Source organism: Nakamurella panacisegetis (assembly GCF_900104535.1).
In the GTDB taxonomy this organism is placed as follows: Bacteria; Actinomycetota; Actinomycetes; order Mycobacteriales; family Nakamurellaceae; genus Nakamurella; species Nakamurella panacisegetis.
In genome coordinates this window covers 4,605,152-4,630,489 of the sequence record NZ_LT629710.1, presented here as the reverse complement: position 1 = coordinate 4,630,489, position 25,338 = coordinate 4,605,152, and the positions used below count along the sequence as shown (strand labels likewise).

28 protein-coding genes are annotated in these 25,338 nt (G+C 69.2%); 23 read left to right on the top strand and 5 right to left on the bottom strand.

The genetic code is table 11. From position 1 onward, the window contains the following. The first annotated feature begins 15 nt into the window (after window positions 1–15). Window positions 16–1,086, top strand: a complete 1,071-nt coding sequence (gene thrC, locus BLS97_RS20860; protein WP_090480082.1) for a threonine synthase — start codon at window positions 16–18, stop codon at window positions 1,084–1,086. Beyond that, window positions 1,083–2,036 carry a homoserine kinase gene (gene thrB, locus BLS97_RS20855; protein WP_090480078.1) on the top strand — a complete coding sequence of 318 codons (954 nt, stop codon included), beginning with the start codon at window positions 1,083–1,085 and terminating at the stop codon, window positions 2,034–2,036. The genes thrC and thrB overlap by 4 nt, the downstream gene beginning before the upstream one ends. On the opposite strand, the gene BLS97_RS20850 is transcribed toward thrB, so the two are convergent. Both BLS97_RS20850 and BLS97_RS20845 read right to left on the bottom strand, forming a co-directional pair. Then, complete coding sequence (locus BLS97_RS20850; protein WP_090480076.1) at window positions 1,999–2,433, bottom strand: MarR family winged helix-turn-helix transcriptional regulator; 435 nt, start codon at window positions 2,431–2,433, stop codon at window positions 1,999–2,001. The two genes, thrB and BLS97_RS20850, sit on opposite strands and share 38 nt — an antisense overlap. Next, window positions 2,430–3,851 carry an MFS transporter gene (locus tag BLS97_RS20845; RefSeq protein WP_090482819.1) on the bottom strand — a complete coding sequence of 474 codons (1,422 nt, stop codon included), beginning with the start codon at window positions 3,849–3,851 and terminating at the stop codon, window positions 2,430–2,432. Before BLS97_RS20845 ends, BLS97_RS20850 begins: the two co-directional genes overlap by 4 nt. Window positions 3,852–4,447: 596 nt before the next feature. Between BLS97_RS20845 and rho the strand changes: the two genes are divergently transcribed. From rho to BLS97_RS20755, 18 genes are all read left to right on the top strand, one after another. Further along, the gene (gene rho / locus BLS97_RS20840) at window positions 4,448–6,574 is read left to right on the top strand and encodes a transcription termination factor Rho (protein WP_197676295.1); all 2,127 of its coding nucleotides are present in this window, start codon (window positions 4,448–4,450) and stop codon (window positions 6,572–6,574) included. Window positions 6,575–6,724: 150 nt separating this feature from the next. Then, window positions 6,725–7,120 carry a PPOX class F420-dependent oxidoreductase gene (locus BLS97_RS20835; RefSeq protein WP_090480072.1) on the top strand — a complete coding sequence of 132 codons (396 nt, stop codon included), beginning with the start codon at window positions 6,725–6,727 and terminating at the stop codon, window positions 7,118–7,120. Window positions 7,121–7,260: 140 nt separating this feature from the next. Further along, window positions 7,261–7,473: a 50S ribosomal protein L31 gene (gene rpmE, locus BLS97_RS20830; RefSeq protein ID WP_090480068.1), complete on the top strand. Its 213-nt coding sequence runs from the start codon at window positions 7,261–7,263 to the stop codon at window positions 7,471–7,473. 98 nt (window positions 7,474–7,571) lie between these two features. After that, entirely contained in the window at window positions 7,572–8,681 is a 1,110-nt protein-coding gene (gene prfA / locus BLS97_RS20825; RefSeq protein WP_090480064.1) for a peptide chain release factor 1, read from the top strand. Beyond that, window positions 8,671–9,549 carry a peptide chain release factor N(5)-glutamine methyltransferase gene (gene prmC, locus BLS97_RS20820; protein ID WP_090482813.1) on the top strand — a complete coding sequence of 293 codons (879 nt, stop codon included), beginning with the start codon at window positions 8,671–8,673 and terminating at the stop codon, window positions 9,547–9,549. Before prfA ends, prmC begins: the two co-directional genes overlap by 11 nt. A 28-nt stretch (window positions 9,550–9,577) precedes the next feature. Next, a complete protein-coding gene (locus BLS97_RS20815; protein WP_090480061.1) occupies window positions 9,578–10,237 on the top strand; it encodes an L-threonylcarbamoyladenylate synthase in 660 nt (219 codons plus the stop codon). A gap of 275 nt (window positions 10,238–10,512) precedes the next feature. Further along, window positions 10,513–11,742: a glycosyltransferase family 4 protein gene (locus tag BLS97_RS20810; protein WP_407938080.1), complete on the top strand. Its 1,230-nt coding sequence runs from the start codon at window positions 10,513–10,515 to the stop codon at window positions 11,740–11,742. Further along, window positions 11,739–12,215: a hypothetical protein gene (locus BLS97_RS20805; RefSeq protein WP_090480054.1), complete on the top strand. Its 477-nt coding sequence runs from the start codon at window positions 11,739–11,741 to the stop codon at window positions 12,213–12,215. The genes BLS97_RS20810 and BLS97_RS20805 overlap by 4 nt, the downstream gene beginning before the upstream one ends. Window positions 12,216–12,354: 139 nt before the next feature. Next, on the top strand, window positions 12,355–12,699 hold the full coding sequence (locus BLS97_RS20800; RefSeq protein ID WP_090480051.1) for an AtpZ/AtpI family protein: 345 nt from the start codon (window positions 12,355–12,357) through the stop codon (window positions 12,697–12,699). Continuing rightward, window positions 12,690–13,490, top strand: coding sequence for a F0F1 ATP synthase subunit A (gene atpB, locus BLS97_RS20795; protein ID WP_197676294.1), 801 nt, complete (start codon window positions 12,690–12,692; stop codon window positions 13,488–13,490). The genes BLS97_RS20800 and atpB overlap by 10 nt, the downstream gene beginning before the upstream one ends. Window positions 13,491–13,585: 95 nt before the next feature. Beyond that, a complete protein-coding gene (gene atpE, locus BLS97_RS20790; protein WP_090480048.1) occupies window positions 13,586–13,837 on the top strand; it encodes an ATP synthase F0 subunit C in 252 nt (83 codons plus the stop codon). A 44-nt stretch (window positions 13,838–13,881) separates the two neighbouring features. Beyond that, a complete protein-coding gene (locus tag BLS97_RS20785) occupies window positions 13,882–14,409 on the top strand; it encodes a F0F1 ATP synthase subunit B (RefSeq protein ID WP_090480045.1) in 528 nt (175 codons plus the stop codon). Further along, window positions 14,409–15,230: a F0F1 ATP synthase subunit delta gene (locus tag BLS97_RS20780; protein ID WP_090480041.1), complete on the top strand. Its 822-nt coding sequence runs from the start codon at window positions 14,409–14,411 to the stop codon at window positions 15,228–15,230. Before BLS97_RS20785 ends, BLS97_RS20780 begins: the two co-directional genes overlap by 1 nt. Before the next feature lie 110 nt (window positions 15,231–15,340). After that, window positions 15,341–16,984 carry a F0F1 ATP synthase subunit alpha gene (gene atpA / locus BLS97_RS20775; RefSeq protein WP_090480038.1) on the top strand — a complete coding sequence of 548 codons (1,644 nt, stop codon included), beginning with the start codon at window positions 15,341–15,343 and terminating at the stop codon, window positions 16,982–16,984. A gap of 43 nt (window positions 16,985–17,027) precedes the next feature. Further along, window positions 17,028–17,954: a F0F1 ATP synthase subunit gamma gene (locus tag BLS97_RS20770; protein WP_090480035.1), complete on the top strand. Its 927-nt coding sequence runs from the start codon at window positions 17,028–17,030 to the stop codon at window positions 17,952–17,954. 2 nt (window positions 17,955–17,956) lie between these two features. Next, window positions 17,957–19,381 (top strand): F0F1 ATP synthase subunit beta, encoded by a 1,425-nt coding sequence (atpD, locus tag BLS97_RS20765; RefSeq protein WP_090480032.1) that lies wholly within the window; start codon window positions 17,957–17,959, stop codon window positions 19,379–19,381. A 365-nt stretch (window positions 19,382–19,746) separates the two neighbouring features. Beyond that, window positions 19,747–20,139: a F0F1 ATP synthase subunit epsilon gene (locus BLS97_RS20760; RefSeq protein ID WP_090480029.1), complete on the top strand. Its 393-nt coding sequence runs from the start codon at window positions 19,747–19,749 to the stop codon at window positions 20,137–20,139. Between the two features lie 36 nt (window positions 20,140–20,175). After that, window positions 20,176–20,631, top strand: a complete 456-nt coding sequence (locus BLS97_RS20755) for a DUF2550 domain-containing protein (RefSeq protein ID WP_157695589.1) — start codon at window positions 20,176–20,178, stop codon at window positions 20,629–20,631. 82 nt (window positions 20,632–20,713) lie between these two features. Here the strand turns inward: BLS97_RS20755 and BLS97_RS20750 are convergent, their stop codons facing one another. After that, the gene (locus BLS97_RS20750; protein WP_090480022.1) at window positions 20,714–21,289 is read right to left on the bottom strand and encodes a cob(I)yrinic acid a,c-diamide adenosyltransferase; all 576 of its coding nucleotides are present in this window, start codon (window positions 21,287–21,289) and stop codon (window positions 20,714–20,716) included. A gap of 113 nt (window positions 21,290–21,402) precedes the next feature. Between BLS97_RS20750 and murA the strand changes: the two genes are divergently transcribed. After that, window positions 21,403–22,659, top strand: coding sequence for a UDP-N-acetylglucosamine 1-carboxyvinyltransferase (murA, locus tag BLS97_RS20745; RefSeq protein ID WP_090480020.1), 1,257 nt, complete (start codon window positions 21,403–21,405; stop codon window positions 22,657–22,659). A 3-nt stretch (window positions 22,660–22,662) separates the two neighbouring features. Here the strand turns inward: murA and BLS97_RS20740 are convergent, their stop codons facing one another. Next, window positions 22,663–23,511, bottom strand: a complete 849-nt coding sequence (locus BLS97_RS20740; protein ID WP_090480017.1) for a sucrase ferredoxin — start codon at window positions 23,509–23,511, stop codon at window positions 22,663–22,665. A 111-nt stretch (window positions 23,512–23,622) separates the two neighbouring features. On the opposite strand from BLS97_RS20740, the gene nucS reads away from it, so the two are divergent. Together nucS and BLS97_RS20730 are read left to right on the top strand one after the other, a co-directional pair. Beyond that, window positions 23,623–24,282, top strand: a complete 660-nt coding sequence (nucS, locus tag BLS97_RS20735; RefSeq protein ID WP_090480014.1) for an endonuclease NucS — start codon at window positions 23,623–23,625, stop codon at window positions 24,280–24,282. 164 nt (window positions 24,283–24,446) lie between these two features. Beyond that, the gene (locus BLS97_RS20730; RefSeq protein ID WP_172832317.1) at window positions 24,447–24,677 is read left to right on the top strand and encodes a DUF3107 domain-containing protein; all 231 of its coding nucleotides are present in this window, start codon (window positions 24,447–24,449) and stop codon (window positions 24,675–24,677) included. A 6-nt stretch (window positions 24,678–24,683) separates the two neighbouring features. On the opposite strand, the gene BLS97_RS20725 is transcribed toward BLS97_RS20730, so the two are convergent. Next, a complete protein-coding gene (locus BLS97_RS20725; protein ID WP_197676293.1) occupies window positions 24,684–25,298 on the bottom strand; it encodes a TetR/AcrR family transcriptional regulator in 615 nt (204 codons plus the stop codon). Window positions 25,299–25,338: the final 40 nt, after the last annotated feature.

Sequence of the window (25,338 nt, the reverse complement as noted above, 5' to 3'; positions counted from 1 at the left end):
GGCAGGGCAGCAGCGATGAGCAAACAGGGCGCCGGTTGGCCCGGCCTGATCGCGGCGTACGCGGATCGGGTGGCCGTGCCGCCCGGTGCCAAGCCGATCACCCTGTTCGAGGGCGGGACCCCGTTGTTGCCCGCTCCGGCGCTGTCGCAGCTGGTCGGGGCGGATGTCTGGCTCAAGATCGAGGGGGCCAATCCGACCGGCTCGTTCAAGGACCGGGGCATGACGGTCGCCGTCACGCACGCCTTGGCCTCCGGGGCCAAGGCCGTCATCTGCGCCTCGACCGGTAACACCTCGGCCTCGGCCGCGGCCTACGCCGCGCGGGCCGGGATGACCTGCGCCGTCCTGATTCCCGAGGGCAAGATCGCTACCGGCAAGCTGGCCCAGGCCGTTGTCTACGGCGCGAAGATCCTGCAGGTCCAGGGCAATTTCGACGACTGCCTGGAACTGGCGCGCAAGACCGCGGCGTCCCACGAGGAGATCGCTCTGGTCAACTCGGTCAACCCGGTCCGCATCGAGGGTCAGAAGACGGCCGCGTTCGAGATCTGCGATGTCCTGGGGGATGCGCCGGACATCCACATCCTGCCGGTCGGCAACGCCGGCAACATCACGGCCTACTGGAAGGGGTACTCGGAGTACCGGACCGACGGAATCAGCGATCGGCTACCCCGGATGTTCGGCTTCCAGGCCGCGGGTGCCGCGCCGCTGGTGCTGGGCCACCCGATCTCGGATCCCGAGACCATCGCCACCGCGATCCGGATCGGTGCGCCGGCGTCGTGGAACGGGGCGATCAACGCCCGGGATGCCTCCGACGGACTGATCGACATGGTCACCGACGAGCAGATCCTGGACGCCTACCGGCTGCTGGCCACCACCGAGGGAGTGTTCGTGGAACCGGCGTCGGCGGCCTCGATCGCCGGCCTGCTGGCCACCGCGGCCGACGGTCGACTGCCGAAGGGTGCGCGGGTGGTCTGCACGGTGACCGGCAACGGTCTGAAGGACCCGCAGACCGCGCTGATGACGCTCACCGCGCCGACCGTCATTCCGGTGGTCGCCGAGGCCGTGGCCGACGCGCTGGACCTGACGTGACCGAATTCGTCGGCACCGCAGCCGATCTCGGCGCGGAGGCGGCGGCGACCGTGACGGTTCGCGTTCCGGCCACCTCGGCCAACCTCGGCCCGGGGTACGACTGCTTCGGGTTGGCCATCGAGCGGTACGACGAGGCCGTCGCCAGCCTCTCGCCGTCGGGTCTGCGGGTGGATGTCGAGGGCATCGGGGCCGGCGAGGTGCCGACGGACGGGCGTCATCTGGTGGTGCGGGCGATGGCGCTGGCCTGGGCGACAGCCGGTCTGGAGCTGCCGGGTGTGCATCTGCGCTGCCGGAACCGGATCCCGCACGGTGGTGGGCAGGGTTCGTCGGCCGCCGCGATCGTCGCCGGGCTCCTGCTGGGCCGGGGTCTGCTCCCGACCGGGACCGCCCTGACCGACGACGACATCCTGCAGCTGGCCCATCGGATGGAGGGCCACCCGGACAATGTCGCCCCGGCGTTGCTCGGCGGGTTCACGCTGGCCTGGACCCGGGCCGACGGGACCGCGGCCGCGGTGCGTCGGGAGGTGCATCCGGATGTCAGGGCGGTGGTGTTCACCGCTTCCCAGTCGTCGTCCACCCATCATTCGAGAGCCCTGCTGCCGCAACAGGTTCCCCATGTGGACGCGGCGGCGAACGTGGCCGCAGCGGCGCTGATGGTGCACGCGTTGACCACCGATCCCGGCTACCTGCTGGAGGCGACCGGCGATCGACTGCACCAGCCCTATCGGGCCGGTGCGATGCCGGAATCGGCGGCCCTGATGCAGGATCTGCGGTCCGAGGGGATCGCCGCCGTCATTTCCGGGGCCGGCCCGTCGGTCCTGGCCCTGGTCAGGTCGGAACTGGATCTGAACCGTTGGCGGCGTCCAGGTTTCGTCGCGGCCCAGGTGCCTGTCTGCACCGCCGGAGCCACCGTCACGACCGACCGAAGTGCCCGACCGACATCTGGTTGAACATCGCGACGAGCCGGTGGAGGTCCTCCGGTTCCAGGCGGTCGAATCCGGCCGGCGGCTCGGCCAGGATCCGCTGCGCCGCCCGCGCGAGCTCGGCGCCGCGCGGGGTGAGGGCGACCAGCTTGCGCCGCCGGTCGGACGGGTCGGTGGCGCGGGCGACCAGGTCCCGATCGACCAGGTCATCGACCAGGAGCGTGGTGTAGGGCGGGTCGGTGTTCAGCTCGGCCGTCAGCTCGCCCATCCCCAAGGGGTGAGGCAACAAGCGACGCAGCGCCTTCGCCTTGATGAAACTGATGCCGAGCTGCTCGGCGACCGCGGCCCTTCGTCCGGCCAGGTGATCGGTGACCACTTCGTACATCCTCACCCACAGATCGGACCGCTCCTGTTCCAGGCTCATCCGCGTGCCGCCTCCGGGATCCGCTCGTCGTCGGCCTCCATGAGTTCGGCGGCTCGTCCGACCGTGCTCCGGGCCCACCTGCCGGTGGTGACCACCCCGAGCACGACGACGGCGACCCCGCAGCCGCTGATGATCCACCAGGCGATGCCGGCGTTGGCCAGGATCCCAGCCGATTCGGAAGGGGTGTGGCCCGCGGTGACCAGACCGGCCGCACCGGCCGCCAGTACGGAGCCGATCACGGCGACGCCCATGGTGCTCCCGATCTGCCGACTGGTGGACGCGACCGCGGCGGCCACACCGGCCTGGCTCATCGGCATGCCGGACACCGCCGTGTTGGTGATCGGCGCGTTGACCAGTCCGAACCCGACGGCGAAGACGACGTAGCAGCCGAGCAGGTAGGGGATCGGCGTGGTCGCCGTCATCACGGTGAGGCCGCCGGCGCCGAGAGCGAGGCCGGTGCCGGCCCCGATCATGGCCCCGCGCGCCTTCCCGGCGGCGACCAACCGGCCGGACACCGGCGCGAAGATCAACGTCATGAGGGCCATCGGGAGAACGGTGACGCCGGCCTGCAGGGCCGAGTACCCGCGGACCTCCTGGAGGTAGAGGCTGTTGAGGAACAGGAAGCCGGCGAAGGCGCCGAACGCGCACACCGCGACGACCGTCGCCCCGGAGAACGGAGCGCTGGTGAAGAATCGCAGATCGATCAGCGGGTCCTGGCGGCGCGGTTCGTAGAGCAGCAGCCCGATCAGGGCCAGGATGGCGATCCCGATGAATGTCCAGACTGTCGGCGAACCCCAGTGCAGGCGGCTCGATTCGACGATCGCGTAGGTCAGGCCGGTCAGTGTCACGATGACCAGCACCTGCCCGACCGGGTCCAGCCGCCGGGCCCGGGCCGCCTTGGACTCGGGGACGAACAGCCAGGCCAGCACGATCGCCGCGACGCCGATCGGCACGTTGATCCAGAAGATCCAGCGCCAGCCGACGGTCTGGATCAGCAGTCCTCCGATCACGGGCCCGAGGCCGGTGCTGACGCCGACCATCGCGCCCCAGACCCCGATCGCCCTGGCCCGCTCGCGCCGCTCGGTGAACACGTTGGTGATGATGGACATCGCCACCGGGTTGAGCATCGAGCCGCCGATGGCCTGGACGACGCGGGCCACGATCAGGAAGGTCAGGTTCGGTGCCAGGCTGCACAAGGCCGACCCGGCAGTGAACGAGGCCAGCCCGATCTGGAAGGTCCGGCGTCGGCCGAATCGGTCGGCGGTCGAGCCGGACAGGATCAGCAGACCGGCCAGGGTCAGGGTGTAGGCGTCGATCACCCACTGGAGCCCGGACGTGCTGGCGTGCAGGTCCGTCCGCAGAGCCGGAAGGGCGACGTTCACGATGCTGCCGTCCATCGCAACGATCAGCAGGCTCATGCAGCAGATGGCCAGGATCAGTGTCTTTCGCCGGCTGGTCAGTTCGACGGGGGCAGTCGTCACGGTGCAGTCCAATGCTTCCAGAGCTATAACTATTAGTCGCGGCAAGTATACGCAGACCTCCGGATTGCCGGCCCGGACCGGACCAGCCCTCGCCGTGACGCCACCGAACCGATCCGACGACACGCGCCGGGCTTGTTGCCGCCGGACGTGACATGCGTCTACCCTGGAGACTGATCACCGGTCGTGAGCTGTGCCGCCGGAATCTCGGGGATTCGACTGACGAACTCCACACTCTTGCGTCCCATCGGCGTCGCCTCCTCGGCGAGAGGGTCAACCTCCTTCCAGGAAGACGCCGGGCCGGAAGACATCCGAGGATTCCGCATCTGGGCGACGTCGTTGAAAAAGTCTGCGTGGCGGTTCGGATGCAGTTGTCTGCTGTGACATCCGGCGCCGATCAACGTCCAGCGCGTGCTCGTGTCCCGCTGTGATCATTTTCTCTGCACCATCCAGGTGCGGATCTGTAGTCGGCTCCATTGCGTGCGCCGACTCCTCGAACCCGGCCGCAATCTGGCGGCCGGACAGGAAGGATCTTCGTGAGCGAAACCACGGAGCAGCCCGTCTCCTCCACCGCCACGGCGCGTAAGCGCGGTGGCGAAGGACTCTCGGGCATGGTGCTCGCCGATCTGAAGGCCATGGCTTCCCAGCTCGGTATCAAGGGCACCTCGGGACTGCGCAAGGGCGACCTGGTGTCGGCCATCGAGTCCCACCAGGGGGCCGGCGCGCCGGCGGCCCGCCGCGCCGGCAACGGTGCCGCGGTGAAGGCCGTCAAGACCGGTGACGCCGAGAACGTCGCGCCGGTCGGCAGTACGCCGCCGCCGGCGAACGGCCGCACCGCCGAACCGACGCTGTCCTTGGACATCGATCTGCCGCAGCGACCGGCCCGCCGCCGGTCGTCCGGTCGCCCCGAAGGGGCACCGGAGGTTGCCGCCGGGCCGCCGGCGGTCGACGTGGCTCCCGCGGTGACCGCCGCCCCGCGCGCCGACGGGCAGGGCCCAGACACCGCGGTGATCGTCCGTGAGCAGCCGGCCAACGGTCAGTCGACCGCGGGCTCGGGCGTCTCCGCCGTTCACAGCGGCCCGAATCAGGGCGGCGAGCGCACCGAGCGTGTGTCCTACGACAACGAGGACGGCCCGCGCAGCAGCCGCCGGAACCGGCGGAACCGGCGCGACCGTGACAACCGCGGTGGTGAGGTGACGAGCAGCCAGGACACCGGCACGGACGCCGAGACGGCCGCTCCCGCTCCGAACCGCGACGGCCAGAACCGCGACGGCCAGAACCGTGACGGCCAGAACCGTGACGGGCAGGATCGGAGCGGGCCGAACCGCGAGCAGAACCGCAACAGCGGCCGGGACAACAATCGGCCGGACGGCAATCGCCAGGGCCAGGACCGCAACAGCGGCCCGAACCGCGATGGTCAGGACGACGAGCAGGGCGATCGTCGTGGACGCCGGTTCCGGGACCGGAACCGGCGCACTCGTGACCGTTTCACCGACGCCCCGACCGACACCGAGGTCCGCGACGACGACGTGCTGGTCCCGGTGGCCGGCATCGTCGACGTGCTTGACTCGTATGCCTTCATCCGGACCTCGGGCTACCTGTCCGGACCGAACGACGTCTACGTCTCGCTCTCGCAGATCCGCAAGAACGGCCTGCGGCGCGGTGATGCCGTCACCGGTGCCGTACGGGCCCCGCGGGACGGCGAATCGGCGTCGACCCGGCAGAAATTCAATGCCCTGGTCCGGCTCGACTCGGTCAACGGGCAGGACCCGGAACTGGCCAAGGACCGTCCGGAGTTCACCAAGCTGACGCCGCTGTACCCGAACGAGCGGCTGCGCCTGGAGACCGAGCCGCACATCCTGACCACCCGCATCATCGATCTGGTGATGCCGGTCGGCAAGGGCCAGCGGGCGCTGATCGTGTCCCCGCCGAAGGCCGGCAAGACGTCCATCCTGCAGGCTGTGGCCAACGCCATCACGACCAACAACCCCGAAGTCCACCTCATGGTCGTGCTGGTCGACGAGCGGCCGGAAGAAGTCACCGACATGCAGCGATCGGTGAAGGGTGAGGTCATCGCCTCGACCTTCGACCGGCCGCCGGCCGACCACACCATGGTCGCCGAGCTGTCGATCGAGCGGGCCAAGCGTCTGGTCGAGATGGGCCGTGACGTGGTTGTCCTGCTCGACTCGATCACCCGCCTCGGCCGGGCCTACAACCTGGCCGCGCCGGCCTCCGGACGCATCCTGTCCGGTGGTGTCGACTCGACCGCCCTGTTCCCGCCCAAGCGGTTCCTGGGTGCCGCCCGGAACATCGAGAACGGTGGCTCACTGACCATCTTCGCCTCCGCCCTGGTGGAGACGGGGTCGGCCGGTGACACGGTGATCTTCGAAGAGTTCAAGGGCACCGGCAACGCCGAACTCAAGCTGGACCGCCGCATCGCCGACAAGCGGATCTTCCCCGCGATCGACGTCGACCAGAGCTCCACCCGCAAGGAGGATCTGCTGCTGTCCCCGGACGAGCTCGCGATCACCGTCAAGCTCCGTCGGGTGCTGTCCGCGCTGGATTCCCAGCAGGCTCTGGAACTGCTGCTCGACCGGCTCCGCAAGACCAAGAGCAACGTCGAGTTCCTCATGCAGGTGGCCAAGACGACCAGCGGAGTCTGACTCCGGCGAGAAGCCGACCGGCCCCGGCCCCGACGGACCTTCGGGTCCGACCGAGCCGGGGCCGTCCGGTATCCGCGGGCCGGAGCCGGGGACGGCCGGCCGAATCGTCGCCGCCCCGCCGCGGTCCCGGCGGCCGGTACCGTCACCGACATGACGACCCCGCTGGACCTTCTCGCCCGGGCCCCGTACGTGCGGTTGACCACGTTCCGGCGTGACGGGACGCCGGTGCAAACGCCGGTCTGGGCGGCCCGGGTGGGCGACGAGCTCGTGGTCTGGACCAACCCGCTGGCCGGCAAGGTGAAGCGGATCCGGCGCAACCGGCAGGTGCTGATCGGGCCGTGCACGATGCGCGGCGAACCGCGCGGACGGGCGGTCGAGGCCACCGCGCGGATCCTGTCGGCCGACGAACTCGGGGCGGTGCGACCCGCGCTCGTCGGGAAGTACGGCTGGGCGGCCCGGCTGGCCTTCGCCCCGTATACGTTCGACGCCCTGCTCCGCCGGCCGCCGCGGCCCTTCGCCGCATTGGCCGTGACACTGGCGGAATGAGCCGGCGGCCCGCCGCGTTTAGGAGGAAGGCCCTGCCGTCTGGCAGACTGGTAGGTCGAGTCCGGCTCCGGTTCACGCGTCGCACACAAGTGCGGGCGACCCGGCGGCCATCAGGGACTGAAGATGGAAGGAACCACCCCATGAAGACCGGTATCCACCCCGAATACGTCGCCACCGAGGTGACGTGCAGCTGCGGCAACACCTTCGACACCCACAGCACCAAGACCAGCGGAAAGATCACCGTCGAGGTCTGCTCGAACTGCCACCCGTTCTACACCGGCAAGCAGAAGATCCTGGACACCGGTGGCCGGGTCGCGCGCTTCGAGGCTCGTTACGGCAAGCGCAGCCGCTAGCTCTTCCCCGGCGCCCGTCAGTCCCCGAGAGGGTCTGGCGGGCGCCGTTCTGCATCCTGCAGGACATTCATTCCTCTCCGAACCAGAAGGGAGCGCCGATGGCCTCCACTGCTTCGGGCGCGACCGCAGGGCCCGCCGCCGGGCTGATCGCGGAGTACACCGAACTGCAGCACCAGCTCAGCGACCCGGCGGTGCACGCCGACCAGGCCAGGGCCCGGCGGCTGGGCCGGCGCTACGCGGAGCTGACCCCGATCGTCACCACGGCCAACGCGCTGGAGACCGCCCGCGGTGATCTGGCCGCGGCCCTGGAACTGGCCGACGAGGACGCCTCGTTCGCCCTGGAGGCCACCTCGCTGGCCGAGCAGGTCGCCGAACTCGAGTCGAAGCTGGCCGAACTGCTCACGCCCCGCGACCCCGACGACGCCAAGGACGCGATCGTCGAGATCAAGGCGGGGGAGGGCGGCGAGGAGTCGGCCCTGTTCGCCGGTGACCTGTTGCGGATGTACCTGCGGTACGCCGAGCGGCACGGCTGGAAGACCGAGGTCATCTCGGCCTCCGAGTCCGACCTCGGCGGCTACAAGGACGTCACCATCGCCGTGAAAGCGCCCGGCTCGCCGGCGCCGGCCGACGGTGTCTGGGCCCGACTGAAGTTCGAGGGCGGCGTGCACCGCGTGCAGCGGGTTCCGGTAACAGAGTCGCAGGGACGGATCCACACCTCCGCGGCCGGCGTTTTCGTCGCACCGGAGGCCGACGATCCGGTGGAGGTCCCCATTGACCCGAACGACCTGCGGATCGACGTCTTCCGGTCCTCCGGCCCCGGTGGGCAGAGCGTGAACACCACCGACTCGGCGGTGCGCATCACCCACCTGCCGACCGGGATCGTGGTGTCCTGCCAGAACGAGAAGTCCCAGCTGCAGAACAAGGAATCGGCGATGCGCATCCTGCGGGCGCGGATGCTGGCCGCAGCCCGGGAGGTCGCGGCCAACGCGTCGGCCGACGCCCGCCGGAGCCAGGTTCGCACGGTCGACCGATCGGAGCGGGTGCGCACCTACAACTACCCGGAGAACCGGATCGCCGACCACCGGGTCGGCTTCAAGGCCTACAACCTCGACGCCGTGCTCGACGGGGACCTGGACGCCGTGCTGGACAGCCTGGATGCGGCCGACCGCGCCGAACGGCTCGCCGGAAGTGGTCCCCGTGGCGCGTGAATCCCTGCGGGTCCAGATCATGGCCGCCGTGGCGAAGCTCACCGAGGCCGGGGTGGGCAGCCCCCAGTTCGACGCCGAGGAGTTGGCCGCCCACCTCCTGGGCACGACGCGGACGAGACTCGGACTGCTGCCGCTGGTCGAACCGGAGTGGACCGAGCGGTACCGCGCCCTGGTGGACCGGCGAGCGGCCCGGGTGCCGCTGCAGCACCTGACCGGCGAGGCCTACCTGGGCCGGACGACCGTGCAGGTCGGACCGGGTGTGTTCATCCCGCGTCCGGAGACCGAGGTTCTCCTCGAGTGGGCCCTCCAGTCGATCGAGGATGTGCCGAATCCGGTCGTGGTCGACCTCTGCGCCGGAAGCGGTGCCATCGCGCTTGGCATCGCGCAGGCCCGCCCGGACGCCCGGGTGCACGCGGTGGAACGGGCGGCCGGCGCGCTGGCCTGGGCCCGCCGGAACGCCGAGCTGCACATCGACGGCGGCGGCACCCCGATCGACCTGCGCGGCGGCGACTTCAACGACCAGCGGCTGCTCACCGACCTGGACGGCACGGCCGACCTGGTGACGGCCAACCCGCCGTACGTGCCCGACGGCACCCCCGTCGAGCCCGAGGTCGGCGAACACGACCCGGCGGAAGCCGTGTTCGGGGGAGCCGATGGCCTCGACGTCATTCGGCCGTTGATCTCGGTGTGCGCCGCGCTGCTGAAGCCAGGCGGCTTCCTGGCCATCGAACACGACGACACGCAGGGCGAGTCGGTTCCCGCCCTGCTGTCGGCCCGCCGGGTGCTGGCCGACGTGACCGACCACCCGGACCTGACGGGGCGGCCGCGATTCGTCACCGCCCGACGGGTCACCCTTCCGCCGCGTTGATCATGCCCGCCCGACCGTGAGAGAGACGATGACGACCTACATCTGCGATGACCCGGTTGACCGCCGGGCCGGACTCGACGCCGCCACTGCTGCCGCTGCTCGTGGCGAACTGGTGGTGATGCCCACCGACACCGTGTACGGGATCGGAGCGGATGCCTTCAACAGCGCCGCGGTCCGCGCGTTGCTGGCCGCCAAGGGCCGCGGCCCGGACATGCCGGTACCGGTCCTCGTCGGCTCCTGGAACACGATCGACGGCCTCGTGGTCTCCGTGCCCCCGGTGGCGCGCAAGCTGATCGAGGCGTTCTGGCCGGGCGGATTGTCGCTGGTTGTCGAGCACGCTCCGTCGCTGTCCTGGGATCTGGGCGACGCGAAAGGCACGGTCATGCTGCGGATGCCCCTGCATCCGGTCGCGCTGGATCTACTGCGCGCGGTCGGCCCGATGGCCGTGTCCAGCGCCAACCGGAGCGGACAGCCGCCGGCGCTGACGTCCAGCGACGCGACCGCACAGCTCGGTGACCAGGTCAGCGTGTATCTGGACGGCGGAACGGCGCCGATCGGCATCGCATCGACCGTGCTGGACGTGACCGGGCCGGTCCCGCGGGTGCTGCGGCAGGGGGCAGTCGCGCTCGACGCACTGCGTGAGGTGGCCGGCGAGGTGATCGGAGCCGGCCAACCGGACGGGGCGTAGTCGGGCCGAACACGGGCGGTCCGACCGCCCGGTCCGTGCCCGCCCGGCCCCTCCGTCGGGACCGGACCCGGTGCTCCCGGCGTGGGAGCGTGGCCGCGAAGGCGGTTGATCGGACACCGAAAGTGCTACCCGGCATGGGTTTTCGGTTCTCCGCCGCTTCGTCGACCGGCACAGTTGAGACGTCGGGTCCCCCCGGGCGGTTCCATAGGGGAGCCCACGACTTTTGCCACTACCCTGAGCCGGTGGCCGACATCGCGATTCCCGCTCGGGAGTACATGCTCGTCTTCGCCACCGCCGGGCTCATCACCTTCCTGGCCACCGGAGGCGTGCGACTGATCGCCCGCAAGATCGGCGCGTTCACCCCGATCCGGGACCGCGATGTGCACCAGTCACCCACCCCCCGCATGGGCGGCCTCGCGGTGTACCTCGGCTTCGCCACCGCCATCCTGATGGCGCGGAAGATCCCGACGCTGGCCCGGGCGTTCGACTCCTCGTCGACCATCCAGGGCGTTTTGGTCGCAGGCGCGGTGATCGTGCTGGTCGGAGTGCTCGACGACCGGTTCGATCTCGATGCCGTCACCAAGTTGTTCGGGCAGATCCTGGCGGCCGGCGTACTGGTGCTCTACGGGGTCACCTGGCTGGTGGTGTGGCTGCCCTCGTCCAGCGGCGGCTCGTCGGTCTCGCTCGACCAGACCCAGGGCGCCCTGATCACGGTGCTGATCACGGTTGTGCTGGCCAACGCGATGAACTTCATCGACGGGCTGGACGGGCTGCTGGCCGGCGTGGCCACCATCTCGGCCATCGCCGTCTTCATCTTCTCGGTCCACCAGTTCATGCTGACCGGGGACGACTCGGTCAGTTCCCAACCGCCGTTGATCGCCGCGGCGCTGGTGGGCGCGTGCGTCGGGTTCCTGCCGCACAACTTCTACCCGGCTCGGATCTTCATGGGCGATTCCGGGTCGATGTTCATCGGCCTGGCCACGGCGGCGTCGATCATCACGGCCAACGGCCAGGTCCCGTCCGATGCCGTGAACTTCGGACCCCGGAGCACGGTGGCCCTACTCGCGCCGCTGATCGTGGTGCTGGCCGTGGTCTTCATCCCGGTGCTGGACTTCCTCCTGGCCGTCATCCGGCGGACAAAAGAGGGCCGCCACCCGTTCAGCGCCGACAAGCGTCACCTGCACCACCGCATGCTGGGGATCGGCCACACCCATCGCCAGGCGGTGCTGATCTTCTACCTGTGGGCGTTCGTGCTGTCCGCCGGATCGGTGTCCCTGGTCTTCCTGCGCTGGCAGGCGGTCGTCGCGCCGATCGTCCTGGCGCTGATGGTGGCCCTGGTCCTCACCCTCTGGCCCTGGGTCCGGGCTCGGCGTCTGGGACGCCGGCGGCGGGCCGACGCCGCCATGCGGGACCGGCCACCGCCGGCCGGCACCGCCGTCCCGGCCGCCGGGGCCGACCCGGCGACCGGACCGCACCCGCTGGGTGGGGGAGAATCGGCCGCGTGAGCAAGAGCAAACAAGCCGGGCCCGACCTCGCCGCGAACATCCGGGCGGCCCAGCGTGCGGCCACCCGCAGCCGCACCGGCGGCGTCTGGTCGCTCGGGCACCTACGGATCTGCTGGATCGCCCTGCTCGTGGCCGGGACGCTGATCATCGTCGCCGGCGCGGCGGTGGGCGGCGGCCGGGCCGCGGCCGGCGCCGCACTGGGCACCCTGATCGTCGGGGCCTTCTTCAGCTTCTCGGCCGTCGTCATCGCGCGGGTCGGGCAGCGCAACCCGAAACTCGTGATGTGGGCGGCTCTTTCGGCCTACGTGGCGAAGATCGTGGCCCTGGGGATCGTGCTGACGTTCATTCCGCGGGACGGTGTCTTCGACACCCGTTGGATGGCCGCCGGTGTGGGCCTGGGATTGTTCGTCTGGCTCGGCGCCCACATGCGGTACGTGTGGACCACCAAGATCTACTACGTGGACCCGCAGTGACATCACCTCGCGCGACCGCGCGGTGAAAGGTGTGCGGTGGGCCGACGTTCCGCCGATCCGAACGAACTTCGACACGTTGTAGAAAAATGCCCTCCCGAGTGCGGCGTTACCTCGGGGTTACTGATAGTGTCCGGGAGCCATGAAGAAGCGGGCCAACGCCGACTCCACCTCGACCGGGGCCGATGAGGGTTGGGCCGTTCTGACCACCTTGATCGGCGGATTCGTCCTGTGGGGTGGCATCGGTTGGGCCCTTGACCGGTGGTGGGGAACTTCGTTCCTCACGCCTGTGGGCCTGATCGTCGGCATGGCACTCGGCATCTACGCGGTCGTCGCACGGCACGGTGGTTTCACGCCCAGCCAGCCGGTGACCGGCAAGCCGAAGCAGTACAACCCCGGTCTCTACCGGTCCGAACGCAGAACCACCCCCGACCCCCAGCCCGGGCCGCCTCCGGCCAACACCCGAAGGGAGACCGAGTGTCCCTGAGCTTGTTATTGGCCGCCTCCGACAGTGGGGCCGGTTTCACCGCGCCCAGCGTCCAGGAATCGTTCTTCTTCGACCAGATCGGCAACGGGAAGTTCATCGCCTCGATCAAGGTGATGCTCCTGCTGGTGCTCGGAGTGGTCCTGATCATCGGCTTCTTCGCTGCGTCAGCGAAGCGAGCGGCCGTCGTTCCGGGCAAGCTCCAGTTCGTCGGCGAGAGTCTGTACGGCTTCGTCCGCAACGGCGTCGCCATCGAGATCCTGGGCAAGCAGGGCAAGAAGTGGGCCGGTTTCCTGGCCACCCTGTTCGTCTTCGTCCTGGTGATGAACCTCTGGGAGCTGATCCCGGTGGCGCAGGTCCCGGTCACCTCCCACTTCGCCATCCCGGTGTTCCTGGCCGTCATGGTCTGGTTCATCTACAACGTCGTCGGGATCCGCAAGCACGGCTTCTTCGGCTACCTGAAGCTGATGTGCTACATCCCGGGCATCCCGGTCGCCATGCATCTCCTGCTGATCCCGATCGAGTTCCTGTCCAACATCATCCTCCGGCCGTTCACCATGGCCGTCCGGCTCTTCGCCAACATGTTCGCCGGCCACATGCTGGTCGGCGTGGCCGCGGCCGGTGCCATCTTCCTGTTCGAGCAGGGCGGCATTTCCTACGGGACTTCGATCCTCCCGTTCGCAGCGAGCATCTTCCTGGTGTTCTTCGAACTGCTGATCTGTGGGCTCCAGGCCTACGTCTTCACTCTGCTGGCCGCCATCTACCTGGAAAGTTCGTTGGCCGACTCGCACTGATCCCGCATCGCCCCCGCAGACCGCACCACCTGATTCCCGCGCCGGCGGGATCCAGTCCCCGTCACCAAGCTCCACCGAAAGGGAGAACAACTCCAATGTCCATTGCAGCCAACCTCGCCGATGTGAACGTCTCGATCATCGGTAACCTCGGGACCATCGGCTATGGCCTCGCGGCCATCGGCCCCGGTATCGGTGTCGGCATCGTCTGGGCCGCCTACATCAACTCGACCGCCCGCCAGCCGGAGTCGGCCGGCCTGACCCGTACGTATGCCTTCCTCGGCTTCGCGGTGTCCGAGGCGCTGGCCCTGCTCGGCTTCGTCGTGCCGTTCATCCTCGCTACCAAGTAGTCCTACCGTCCATCGCCGGATCACCAGCCGAGGGATAAAACCTGATGCACTCCGCAGTTAGCACTCTCGCGGCCGACACCACGAACCCGATCGGTCTGCCCTGGGGCGAGGTTCTCATCGCCGCCATCGGTTTCGTCGTCCTGCTCGTCGTACTGGGCAAGTTCGCCTGGCCGATGTTCGAGAAGGCCTACGCCGCCCGCACCGCCGCCATCGAAGGCGGCATCGAGAAGGCCGCCGAGGCGCAGAACGAAGCCGCGGCCGCCCTGGCCGAGTACCAGCGTCAGCTTTCCGGTGCCCGCGAGGAGGCCGCCAAGATCCGCGAGGACGCCCGTGCGCAGGCCCAGGCCATCCGGGACGACATGCTCGCCGCGGCTCACGCCGAGACCGAGCGGATCGCGGCCGCCGGTCGCGCCCAGCTGGATGCCCAGCGGTCGCAGATCGTCGCCGAACTGCGTGGCGACCTCGGTCGGGTGTCGGTCGAACTGGCCAGCAAGGTCGTCGGGGAGTCGCTCGAGGACGAGGCCCGCCAGCGTCGCACCGTCGAGCGGTTCCTGGCCGAGCTGGAGAGCTGATGGAGCACATCGCCAGCACGCAGGCCCTGGCCGCTTCCAACGGTCAGCTGCTCCTGCAGGCGGCCACGCTGGACGACACCGGACTCGGTGCCCTCGGGTCCGATCTCTCCGGGGTCGGCAGCCTGCTCGGCGGGAACGCGGCGTTGCGCCGGACGTTGTCCGAGGCGACCACGGACGTCGAACACCGCGCCGGTCTGATGCGTTCTTTGCTGGCCGGCAAGGTCGGTGATCCCGCCGCGGCGCTGGTCGACTTTGCGGTGCGGAAATCCTGGGCCACCGGGCGTGACCTGGCCGAGGGATTCGTGCGGCTGGGTCGCACCGCGATGTTCCTGCGGGCCGAGCGGGCCGGCGAACTGGACGAGGTCGAGGACCAGCTGTTCCGGTTCGGCCGGATCGTGGACGCCTCCCCGGAACTGTCCGTGATCCTGGACGACCCGACCACCCCGGGTGCCTCGCGCGCCGCTCTGGTCGGCCGGCTGCTCTCCGGCCGGGTCCACCGGCTCACGGCCGATCTGCTCGAACAACTGGCTCGCGACCCCGGCGGGCGCGCGTTCACCCACGGTGTGCGGCAGATCGTCGAGCAGGCCGCCGAGCGCAAGGACCGGGTGGTTGCCTCCGTGCAGGCGGCGACGCCGCTCACCATCGAGCAGACGTCCCGGCTGACTGCCGCCCTGGGCCGGATCTACGGCCGCTCGGTGTCGGTCCACGTCGAGGTCGAGCCGCAGCTGGCCGGTGGGCTCAAGGTCCGGATCGGTGACGAGGTGATCGACGGCAGTGTGTCCGGTCGACTGGATGCGCTGCGACGCAGATTGACCGGCTGATCGGTTTCCCGCCGGACGACGGCGGACGGGCCCTGGGAAATAGGCTCGAGCAGTACAGACGAAGAAGATCTTTCAAGCATCGAGCAGTGACGACACAGAACGGGAACGCGATGACCGAGTTGACGATCTCCGCAGACGAGATCCGCTCTGCGATCGAAGGCTATGTCTCCGAGTACGCACCTGAGGTGACCCGAGAAGAGGTCGGAATCATCTCGAGCACCGGAGACGGAATCGCCACGGTCGAGGGCCTGCCCTCAGCGATGGCGAACGAGCTGCTGCAGTTCCCGGGCGGCGTGCTCGGTGTGGCCCTCAACCTCGACGTGCGCACGATCGGCGCCGTCATTCTGGGTGACGCCAACACCCTCCAGGAGGGCCAGCAGGTCACCCGGACCGGAGAGGTGCTGTCGGTTCCGGTCGGCGACGCGTTCCTGGGCCGCGTCATCAACCCGCTCGGGCAGCCGATCGACGGTCTCGGCGAGATCAAGTCGGACGAGAACCGCGCGCTCGAACTGCAGGCCGCCTCGGTGGTCGAACGGCAGGGCGTCAGCGAGCCCATGCAGACCGGCATCAAGGCCATCGACGCCATGACGCCGATCGGACGGGGCCAGCGTCAGCTGATCATCGGCGACCGCAAGACGGGCAAGACCGCCGTCTGCGTGGACACCATCATCAACCAGAAGGCCAACTGGGAGACCGGGGACGCGAAGCAGCAGGTCCGCTGCATCTACGTCGCGATCGGCCAGAAGGGCACCACGATCGCCGGGGTCCGTCAGTCCCTGGAGGACGCGGGCGCGCTCGAGTACACGACCATCGTCGCCGCCCCGGCCTCCGACTCGGCCGGCTTCAAGTGGCTCGCCCCGTACACCGGCTCGGCCATCGGCCAGCACTGGATGTACCAGGGCAAGCACGTCCTGATCATCTTCGACGACCTGTCCAAGCAGGCCGAGGCCTACCGCGCGATCTCCCTGCTGCTCCGTCGCCCGCCGGGGCGCGAGGCCTACCCGGGCGACGTCTTCTACCTGCACTCCCGGCTGCTCGAGCGTTGCGCGAAGCTCTCCGACGAGTTGGGCGCCGGCTCGATGACCGGACTTCCGATCATCGAGACCAAGGCCGGTGACGTCTCGGCGTACATCCCGACCAACGTCATCTCGATCACCGACGGCCAGTGCTTCCTCGAGGGTGACCTGTTCAACTCGGGTGTCCGCCCGGCCGTCAACGTCGGCATCTCGGTCTCCCGGGTGGGCGGCGCCGCGCAGGTCAAGGCCATGCGGAAGGTGTCCGGCACGCTGCGTCTGGATCTGTCGGCCTACCGCGAGCTGGAGGCGTTCGCCGCCTTCGGGTCCGACCTGGACGCCGTGTCGAAGCGCGCCCTGGCCCGTGGGTCCCGCCTGGTCGAACTGCTCAAGCAGGCCCAGTTCGCGCCGTTCTCGGTGCAGGAGCAGGTCGTCTCGCTCTGGGCCGGTACCCGAGGCCACCTGGACCGCGTCCCGGTGCAGGACGTCCGCCGCTTCGAGGCCGAGTTCCTGCAGTACCTGCGGCACGCCCCGGGTGGTCCGCTGGAGACGATCAAGAACGAGAAGGATCTGTCTCCGGAGACGGAGAAGGTTCTGCTGGCCGCGTTCGGCGACTTCGCCGACGAGTTCACCACCTCGGAAGGTCACATCCTCGGACGTGAGCCGAAGTTCGAGGCGATGGACCCGGCCAGGGTCGGGCAGGAAAAGGTCCAGGTCCGCAAGCCCCCGCCGCCGAAGTGATGTCCGTCCACATGTCCGAGATTCTCACGGTGGGAGGTGAAGCATGGCAGCCCAGGTAAGGGTTCTGCGGCAGCGCGTCAAGGCGGTGCAGTCGACCCAGAAGACGACCAAGGCCATGGAGATGATCGCGACCTCGCGTATCGCCAAGGCCCAGGCCAAGGTGCTGGCCGCCGCTCCGTACTCGGCCCAGATCACCGAGGTGTTGACCGCGCTGGCCACGGCCTCGACGCTGGATCACCCGCTGCTCACCGAGCGGCCGAACCCCAAGCGCGCCGGCATCCTGGTGATCACGTCCGACCGCGGGCTGTGCGGCGGGTTCAACGCCAACGTCCTGAAGGCCACGGAGGAGCTGACCGCTCTGGTGCGCTCCCAGGGCAAGGAACCGGTGTACTTCGTCATCGGGCGCAAGGGCGTGGGTTACTTCAGCTTCCGACAGCGGGCCATCGAGCACTCGTGGACCGGCTTCTCAGAGAAGCCGACCTACGACGATGCGGTCGCGGCCTGCGAGTCGCTGCTGCCGGCGTTCGTCGCCGGTAGCGATGGTCAACTCGACGACGGCACGCAGGGGATCGACGAGATCCACCTGGTGTCGACGCACTTCGAATCGATGATCACGCAGACCCCGACGGTGCGCCGGGTGGCGCCCATGCAGGTCGAGTACGTCGAGCAGACGCCCGACGCCCCGCTGCTGCCGGCGTACGAGTTCGAACCGGAGCCGGGCGCGTTGCTCGACGCGTTGTTGCCCAAGTACGTGACGACGCGCATCTTCGCGGCGCTGCTGGATTCGGCCGCGAGCGAGTCGGCGGCCCGCCGGGCCGCGTGCAAGGCGGCCACCGACAACGCGAACGACATCATCAAGATCCTGTCCCGACAGGCCAATCAGGCCCGTCAGGCGCAGATCACCCAGGAACTCAGCGAAATCGTCGGCGGCGCCGCCGCTCTGGCTGCAGCAGGAAGCGAAGAGGACTAACTGTGACCACTGCTACTAAGACGGCCGTCGCCGGCCGCGTCGTCCGGGTCATCGGGCCGGTCGTCGACATCGAATTCCCCCGGGGCGAGGTTCCCGAGCTGTTCAACGCCCTCCAGGTCCAGGTCTCGGGCCTGGGGCAGGCTCGGACGCTGACGTTGGAGGTCGCTCTGCATCTGGGCGACGACATCGTGCGCGCCATCTCGATGCAGCCGACGGACGGCCTGGTTCGCGGGGCTGCGGTGACCGACACCGGCAAGCCGATCTCGGTGCCGGTGGGTGACGTGGTCAAGGGCCACGTGTTCAACGCACTGGGCAAGTGCCTGGACGCCCCCGGCACGGCCGAGGACGGCGAGCACTGGCCGATCTACCGCAAGCCCCCGCCCTTCGACCAGCTCGAGGGCAAGACCGAGCAGCTGGTCACCGGCATCAAGGTCATCGACCTGCTCACCCCGTACGTACAGGGCGGCAAGATCGGCCTGTTCGGCGGAGCCGGTGTCGGCAAGACGGTGCTCATCCAGGAGATGATCACCCGCGTCGCCAAGAACTTCGGTGGCACCTCGGTGTTCGCCGGGGTCGGGGAGCGTACCCGCGAGGGCAACGACCTGTTGACTGAGATGACGGAGTCCGGCGTCATCAACGACACCGCTCTGGTGTTCGGTCAGATGGACGAGCCGCCCGGGACCCGCATGCGCGTCGCGCTGTCCGCGCTGACCATGGCCGAGTACTTCCGTGACGTGCAGAACCAGGATGTGCTGCTCTTCATCGACAACATCTTCCGGTTCACCCAGGCCGGTTCCGAGGTCTCCACCCTCCTCGGCCGGATGCCGTCCGCCGTCGGTTACCAGCCGACGCTGGCCGACGAGATGGGCGAGCTGCAGGAGCGCATCACCTCCACCCGAGGCCGGTCGATCACGTCGCTGCAGGCGATCTACGTGCCCGCTGACGACTACACCGACCCGGCCCCGGCCGCGGCGTTTGCCCACCTCGACGCGACCACCGAGCTCGCTCGGTCCATCACCGAGAAGGGCATCTACCCGGCCGTCGACCCGCTGTCCTCGACCTCGCGGATCCTCGACCCGCAGTTCGTCGGCGACGAGCACTACCGGGTGGCGCAGGAAGTCATCCGCATCCTGCAGAAGTACAAGGAACTGCAGAACATCATCGCCATCCTCGGTATGGACGAACTGGCCGAGGAGGACAAACTCCTCGTCGGGCGCGCCCGCCGGATGGAGCGTTTCCTGGGCCAGAACTTCTTCGTGGCCAAGCAGTTCACCGGTCAGGACGGTTCGTACGTGGAGATGGCCGACACCATCGCCGCGTTCGATGCCATTGCCAAGGGCGAGTACGACAACATCCCGGAACAGGCGTTCCTGAACGTGGGCGGCCTGGATGACGTGATGGCCAAGGCCAAGGCGCTGGAGTCCTGAAGTAAGGCGCCCCGGCGCCGCACGGAAGGCGGTGCGCCCGTCGGCCGGCGCTGGAGTCCTGAAGTAAGGCGCCCCGGCGCCGCACGGAAGGCGGTGCGCCCATCGGCCGGCGCTGGAGTCCTGAAGTAAGGCGCCCCGGCGCCGCACGGAAGGCGGTGCGCCCATCGGCCGGCGCTGGAGTCCTGAAGTAAGGCGCCCCGGCGCCGCACGGAAGGCGGTGCACTCGGTCGGGTGTAGTGCCGGAGACCCCATTTCCCTCGGGAGGTGGGGTCTCCCGCTTCACCCGTTCGGCCGTCGGCTGTCGGTTCCGTAGTCTGGGGTTAAACTCATCCGATCCACCAACGAAGTGAAGAGGTGCGAGCCGAATGTCCGAGATGCAGGTAGATCTGGTTGCCGTCGAGCAGAAGATCTGGTCCGGCCCCGCGCAAATGGTGGTGGCCAGGACGGTTGACGGCGATATCGGCGTCATGCCCGGTCACGCTCCGTTGCTGGCGCAACTCAAAGAAGGCTTCGCGGCCCGCATCATCGAGCCCAACGGCAACGTGCGGGCGGTGGCGGTGCACGGCGGCTTCCTGTCGGTCACCAAGGAGGGCGTCTCGATCCTGGCCGAGGATGCCGAGCTCAGCGAGGACATCGATGTGACCAGGGCACGCGCCGCCTACGAGCGGGCCAGGGCAGCCGGAACCGATACGGCGGAGAAGGAAGCCGACCTCCGCCGTGCGCGGGCTCAGCTTCTGGCCGTCGGAGAAACCGTCTAGTTCCCGTTCTTCTCGGATCCGGCACTGGAGGGCATCGTGGGCGCAGAGATCACCGGTCTGGTGCTGCTCCTTGTCCTCGTGCTGTGCATCGTGGCCATTGCGGTGCGGCGGTCGTTGCTCACCAAGTCCGGCGGGGTCGACGTCTGCTGGAGGCGATTGATGGCGGCCGACGGCAGCGGCTGGATCTTCGGTCAGGGGCGCTACCGCGGAGGTGCGTTGACCCTCTACCGATCGTTCTCGCCGCTGCCGCTGGCGTCCCGGATCCTGCGGCGGGATCGACTGGTCCTGGGGGACCGACGGCCACTCACGGGGACCGAACCCGACCTGCTCCCGGTGGGTTCCGTGGTCGTCCGATGTATCGACGGTTCGACCCCGATGGAACTGGCTCTGTCCGAGGAGGCGATCACCGGTCTGCGGTCGTGGCTGGAATCGGTACCGCCGGCCACCGGCAGTCTGCACCACCGGCACTCGGGCGGCCTGCGGGAGTTCTGAGCGCCGCCCTGTCTTTCGGCCCCCGGCTCGGGGGCCTTTCTCGTGTCTGCCGGCTGATCCGGGCCCGGGCCCGGATCGCCGATCAGTCCCGCTGGCCCCCGGGTATCCAGGGGACGTCGCCGGCCGGATTGGCCACCCGACCCAGGATGAACAGCAGGTCGGAAAGCCGGTTCAGGTACTTCGCGGCCAGTGGGTTGGTCCGATCCGGGTCGGCTCCGATCAGCGTCCATGCGCTCCGTTCGGCCCGCCGGGCGACGGTGCGCGCCACGTGGAGCAGGGCCCCGGCGGCGGTGCCGCCCGGCAGGATGAACGACGTCAGTGGGGCCAGGCCCTCGTTGAAGGCGTCGCAGTCGGCCTCCAGCCGGTCGATGTAAGCCTGTTCGACCCGCAACGGCGGGTACTTCGGGTCCGGCTCGATCGGCGTGGCCAGGTCGGCGCCCAGGTCGAACAGTTCGTTCTGCACGCGGGCGATCACCCGCTCGATGTCCGGGCCAGGGGAGCCGATGGCCATCACCACACCCAGGGCGGCATTGGTCTCGTCGCAGTCGGCGTAGGCGATCAGCCGAGGGTCGGTCTTGTGGACGCGGCTGAAGTCGGACAGTCCGGTCGTGCCGTCGTCGCCGGTGCGGGTGTAGATGCGGGTGAGGTGGACAGCCATGGACCGAGCCTACGCACGTTGCCCAGCCGTTCGCGGCCGTCGGTGCCGTCGGCGACGGGCCCACCACCTGCAGTGGAACGGACCTGTGTCCGCGGGGCACTAGAGTTCCAGCCGTGGATGAGCGCTTCCTGGTGACCGGTGGCGCCCGCCTTTCCGGCGAGGTGTCGGTGGCGGGCGCGAAGAACAGTGTGCTCAAACTGATGGCGGCCGCGTTGCTGGCCGAGGGCACCACGGTGATCTCGAACTGCCCGGCCATCCTGGATGTCCCGTTGATGGCCGACGTGCTGACCGGCCTCGGCTGTCAGGTCGAGCTCGACGGGGACAAGGTCACCATCACCACGCCGGCCGAGTTGTCCCACGAGGCCGACTTCCCGGCCGTCGGGCGACTCCGGGCGTCGGTCTGCGTGCTGGGTCCGCTGATGGGCCGTTGTCACCGGGCTCGGGTGGCCCTGCCCGGCGGGGACGCGATCGGATCGCGGCCGCTGGACATGCACCAGAACGGGCTGCGCGCCCTCGGGGCGCGGATGAGCATCGAGCACGGCATGGTCGTCGGCGAGGCCGAACGGCTCCGCGGAGCGCAGATCGGACTGGACTTCCCGAGCGTCGGGGCGACCGAGAACATCCTGATGGCGGCGGTGCTGGCGCAGGGCATCACCGTGATCGACAACGCCGCTCGCGAACCCGAGATCATCGACCTGGCCAACATGCTGAACCGGATGGGTGCCGACGTTCGCGGCGCGGGCAGTGCCACCATCACCATCGAGGGGGTCGGTGAGCTGCATCCGACCGAGCATCGCACGGTCGGGGACCGGGTGGTCGGCGGGACCTGGGCTTACGCCGCCGCCGTGACCCGCGGTTCGGTGGTCGTCCGCGGTGTCGATGCCCGTCATCTGGCTGCCCCACTGGAGCGCCTGATCGCGGCCGGCGCGCTGATCGAGCCGCTGTCCGACGGATTCTCGGTCGACATGCCGGGCCGACCCCGGGCAGTCGACTTCATCACCATGCCCTACCCCGGGTTCCCGACCGATCTGCAACCGATGGCGCTGGCCCTGGCCGCCGTGGCCGACGGCCATTCGCTGATCACCGAGAACGTGTTTGAGGCGCGGTTCCGTTTCGTCGACGAGCTGATCCGGATGGGCGCGGACGCTCGGACGGACGGGCACCACGCCTCACTTCGCGGCCGGGAGAGGTTGTCCAGCGCGCCGGTGTGGTCGACCGACATCCGGGCCGGGGCGGGCCTGGTGCTGGCCGGTCTGGCCGCCGAAGGCGTGACCGAGGTACACGAGGTCGGGCACATCGACCGCGGGTATCCGCGGTTCGTCGAGGACCTCAAGTCCCTCGGCGCCGAGATCGAGCGCGTCGCCGTCTGACCGTCAGACCCGATCCCACCGGCCGGTCGCGAACGGCTTTCCGCCGCAGAGGGTTTCGCCGATCTTCGGTCCAGGGTGGCGCACCATCCGGAGCGTGACCGCGTCACCCCGGACTTCGGCTCGGACCTCGACCGTCTCCCGTTCCAGGTGGCTGACGGATCGGATCCGGACCGCGTCCGGGCCGGCCGGCACCATCTCCCGGCGGAGCAGCACCTCGGCCGCCTGGGCGACCGGAGAGAGGTCGGCCCGTCCCCTGAGTCCGCCGGGGTGCACCAGACCCTCTCGGGCGGCGTCGGCGACGGCGGCCGCCGCGGCCGGATCGAGGAAGCCGTAGGCGTAGGCCCAGGGGAGTACCAGCATGGTTCCGGCGTACCGGTGACCGCCGAGATGGCTGATCTCGACCACCGCGTCCCCGTGCCGCTCGTGCAGGTCGACGGCTACTCCCCGGCCGACGATCGCGCAACACCGATCGCGCTTTCCGTTGGTGCATACGGCGAACATGGGCGTTCCGGTGTCCGTCGCGCGGTGTGCCTCGAGTCCGGTGATGTCGGCCGGCACCGGCCAGTGGGTCAGCGGCGCGAGGAATCCGTCGGGGCCGGCCGCGCCCAGGTAGTCCTGACGCGAGCCGGCGCGGCGGGGATGGACACTCCTGATGGCGAAGGCCCGCAGGCCGGGCCGTTGCGCGACGGCGATCGCGGTGGCCGGCTCGAGGGCGGCCACGGCGTCCTCAGCGGCGGTGGCCGACCATGGCTCGCGCCGGTCCAGCAGCAGGAACGAGGAGAACTCGGCGGCACTGCCGGCCGGATCGTCGCCGGAGTCGCGAGCGGCCTGGGAGCAGAGGGAAGTCGTCACCGGGACATTGTCGTCGGCTGCGGTGGTGGACCTGACGAGCGGGCCCTCGGCGACCGGGCGGGTGGGCGACGACGGTCGGTGCCGGGTCCGTTCGCCGGTTAGGGTGTCCGGGTGCGTCTTGTGGTGGCTCGTTGCTCAGTTGACTATGTGGGCCGGTTGACGGCCCACCTCCCGATGGCCACCCGGCTGCTGCTGGTGAAGGCCGACGGCTCGGTGTCCGTGCATGCCGACGACCGGGCGTACAAGCCGCTGAACTGGATGAGCCCGCCCTGCTGGCTGACCCAGGAGGAGGGCATCTGGCGGGTCGAGAACAAGGCCGGTGAGCAGTTGATCATCACCTTGGAGGAGGTGCTGCACGACTCGCAGCACGAACTCGGCGTCGATCCGGGTCTGGTCAAGGACGGCGTCGAGGCTCACTTGCAGGCCCTGCTGGCCGAACAGATGGAGACCCTGGGCGCCGGGTACACGTTGATCCGCCGGGAGTATCCGACGCCGGTCGGTCCGGTCGACCTGTTGTGCCGGGACCAGGCCGGGGCCGTCGTGGCGGTGGAGATCAAGCGACGCGGCGAGATCGACGGGGTGGAGCAGCTGACCCGGTACATCGACCTGCTGAGCCGGGACCCGTTGCTGGGCAAGGTGACCGGCGTGTTCGCGGCGCAGCAGATCAAGCCTCAGGCGCGGACCTTGGCCGAGGACCGGGGTATCCGCTGCCTGGTCCTGGACTACGACCGCCTGCGGGGCATGGACGACACCGTCGGCCGGCTGTTCTGAGTGGTCGAAGGCCCGCCGGTGTTCGCCCTCGGCGCAGGGCTTGTGGACCCGGCCGGTCGCGGGCCTGCACTAGCCTGCAGTAGGGCGGGATGGAGCGCATGTCCACCTCCGCTCGAGGAAGATCAGCATCCTGGCAACAGCACTGCAAAGAAACGAGGCTCGGCGTGGAAATCAAGATCGGTGTGACCGACAGCGGACGCGAACTGGTGGTCACCTCGTCGTCGCAGCCGGACGAGATCGAGGCCCTGGTGAACGAGTCGCTGAAGAACCCCAACGGCACTCTGGTGCTGGTCGACGACAAGGGTCGCCGCGTCATCGTTCCGTCGGCCCGCATCTCCTACGTCGACATCGCCCCGGCCGACAACCGACGGGTCGGGTTCGGCAGCATCGGCTGACCTGCGTCAGGCTTGGCGGGGGAAGCGCGATATCCCTCGCCAGGCCAGGGTCGAGATGATCTCGATCGCCTCGGCCCGCGGCACCCCGGGACTCTGGGTCAGCCAGTAGCGAGCACTGACCTGCGAGAGCCCGACCAGGGCGGCGGCCAGCAGCCGCGAACGCTCCGGATCGACGCCGGTGTCCGTGGTGATGGTGGCGGTGATCGCAGCGATGCAGGAGTCGGTGGCCCGATCCACGATCTCCTCGACCTGGGGCTGCCCCCGGAGGTCGGATTCGAAGATCAGCCGATAGGCCTGCCCGCTGTCGGCCACCGTGGAGAAGTACGCCTCGACCGCCCGGTGCACCCGTTCGTCGTTGTCGTCGGTCTCGTGCAGCGCACCCTCGACCATCCGGACCATCTCGTCGGCTGAGTCGCCCAGCAGCGCCAGATATAGCTCGAGCTTCGACGGAAAGTGCTGATACAGAACAGGTTTACTGACCCCTGCGCGTTCGGCGATGTCATCCATGGCCGCCGCGTGGTACCCCTGGGTGACGAACGCGCCCTTCGCCGCGGCCAGCAGCTGGGCGCGACGGTCGGAGCGACGCAGTCGTGGGGTCGCCTTGGTCGTCGGCTCGGCCACGCGTGGACTCCGTTCTGGCTGCTCGACCCGCGCACGCGGG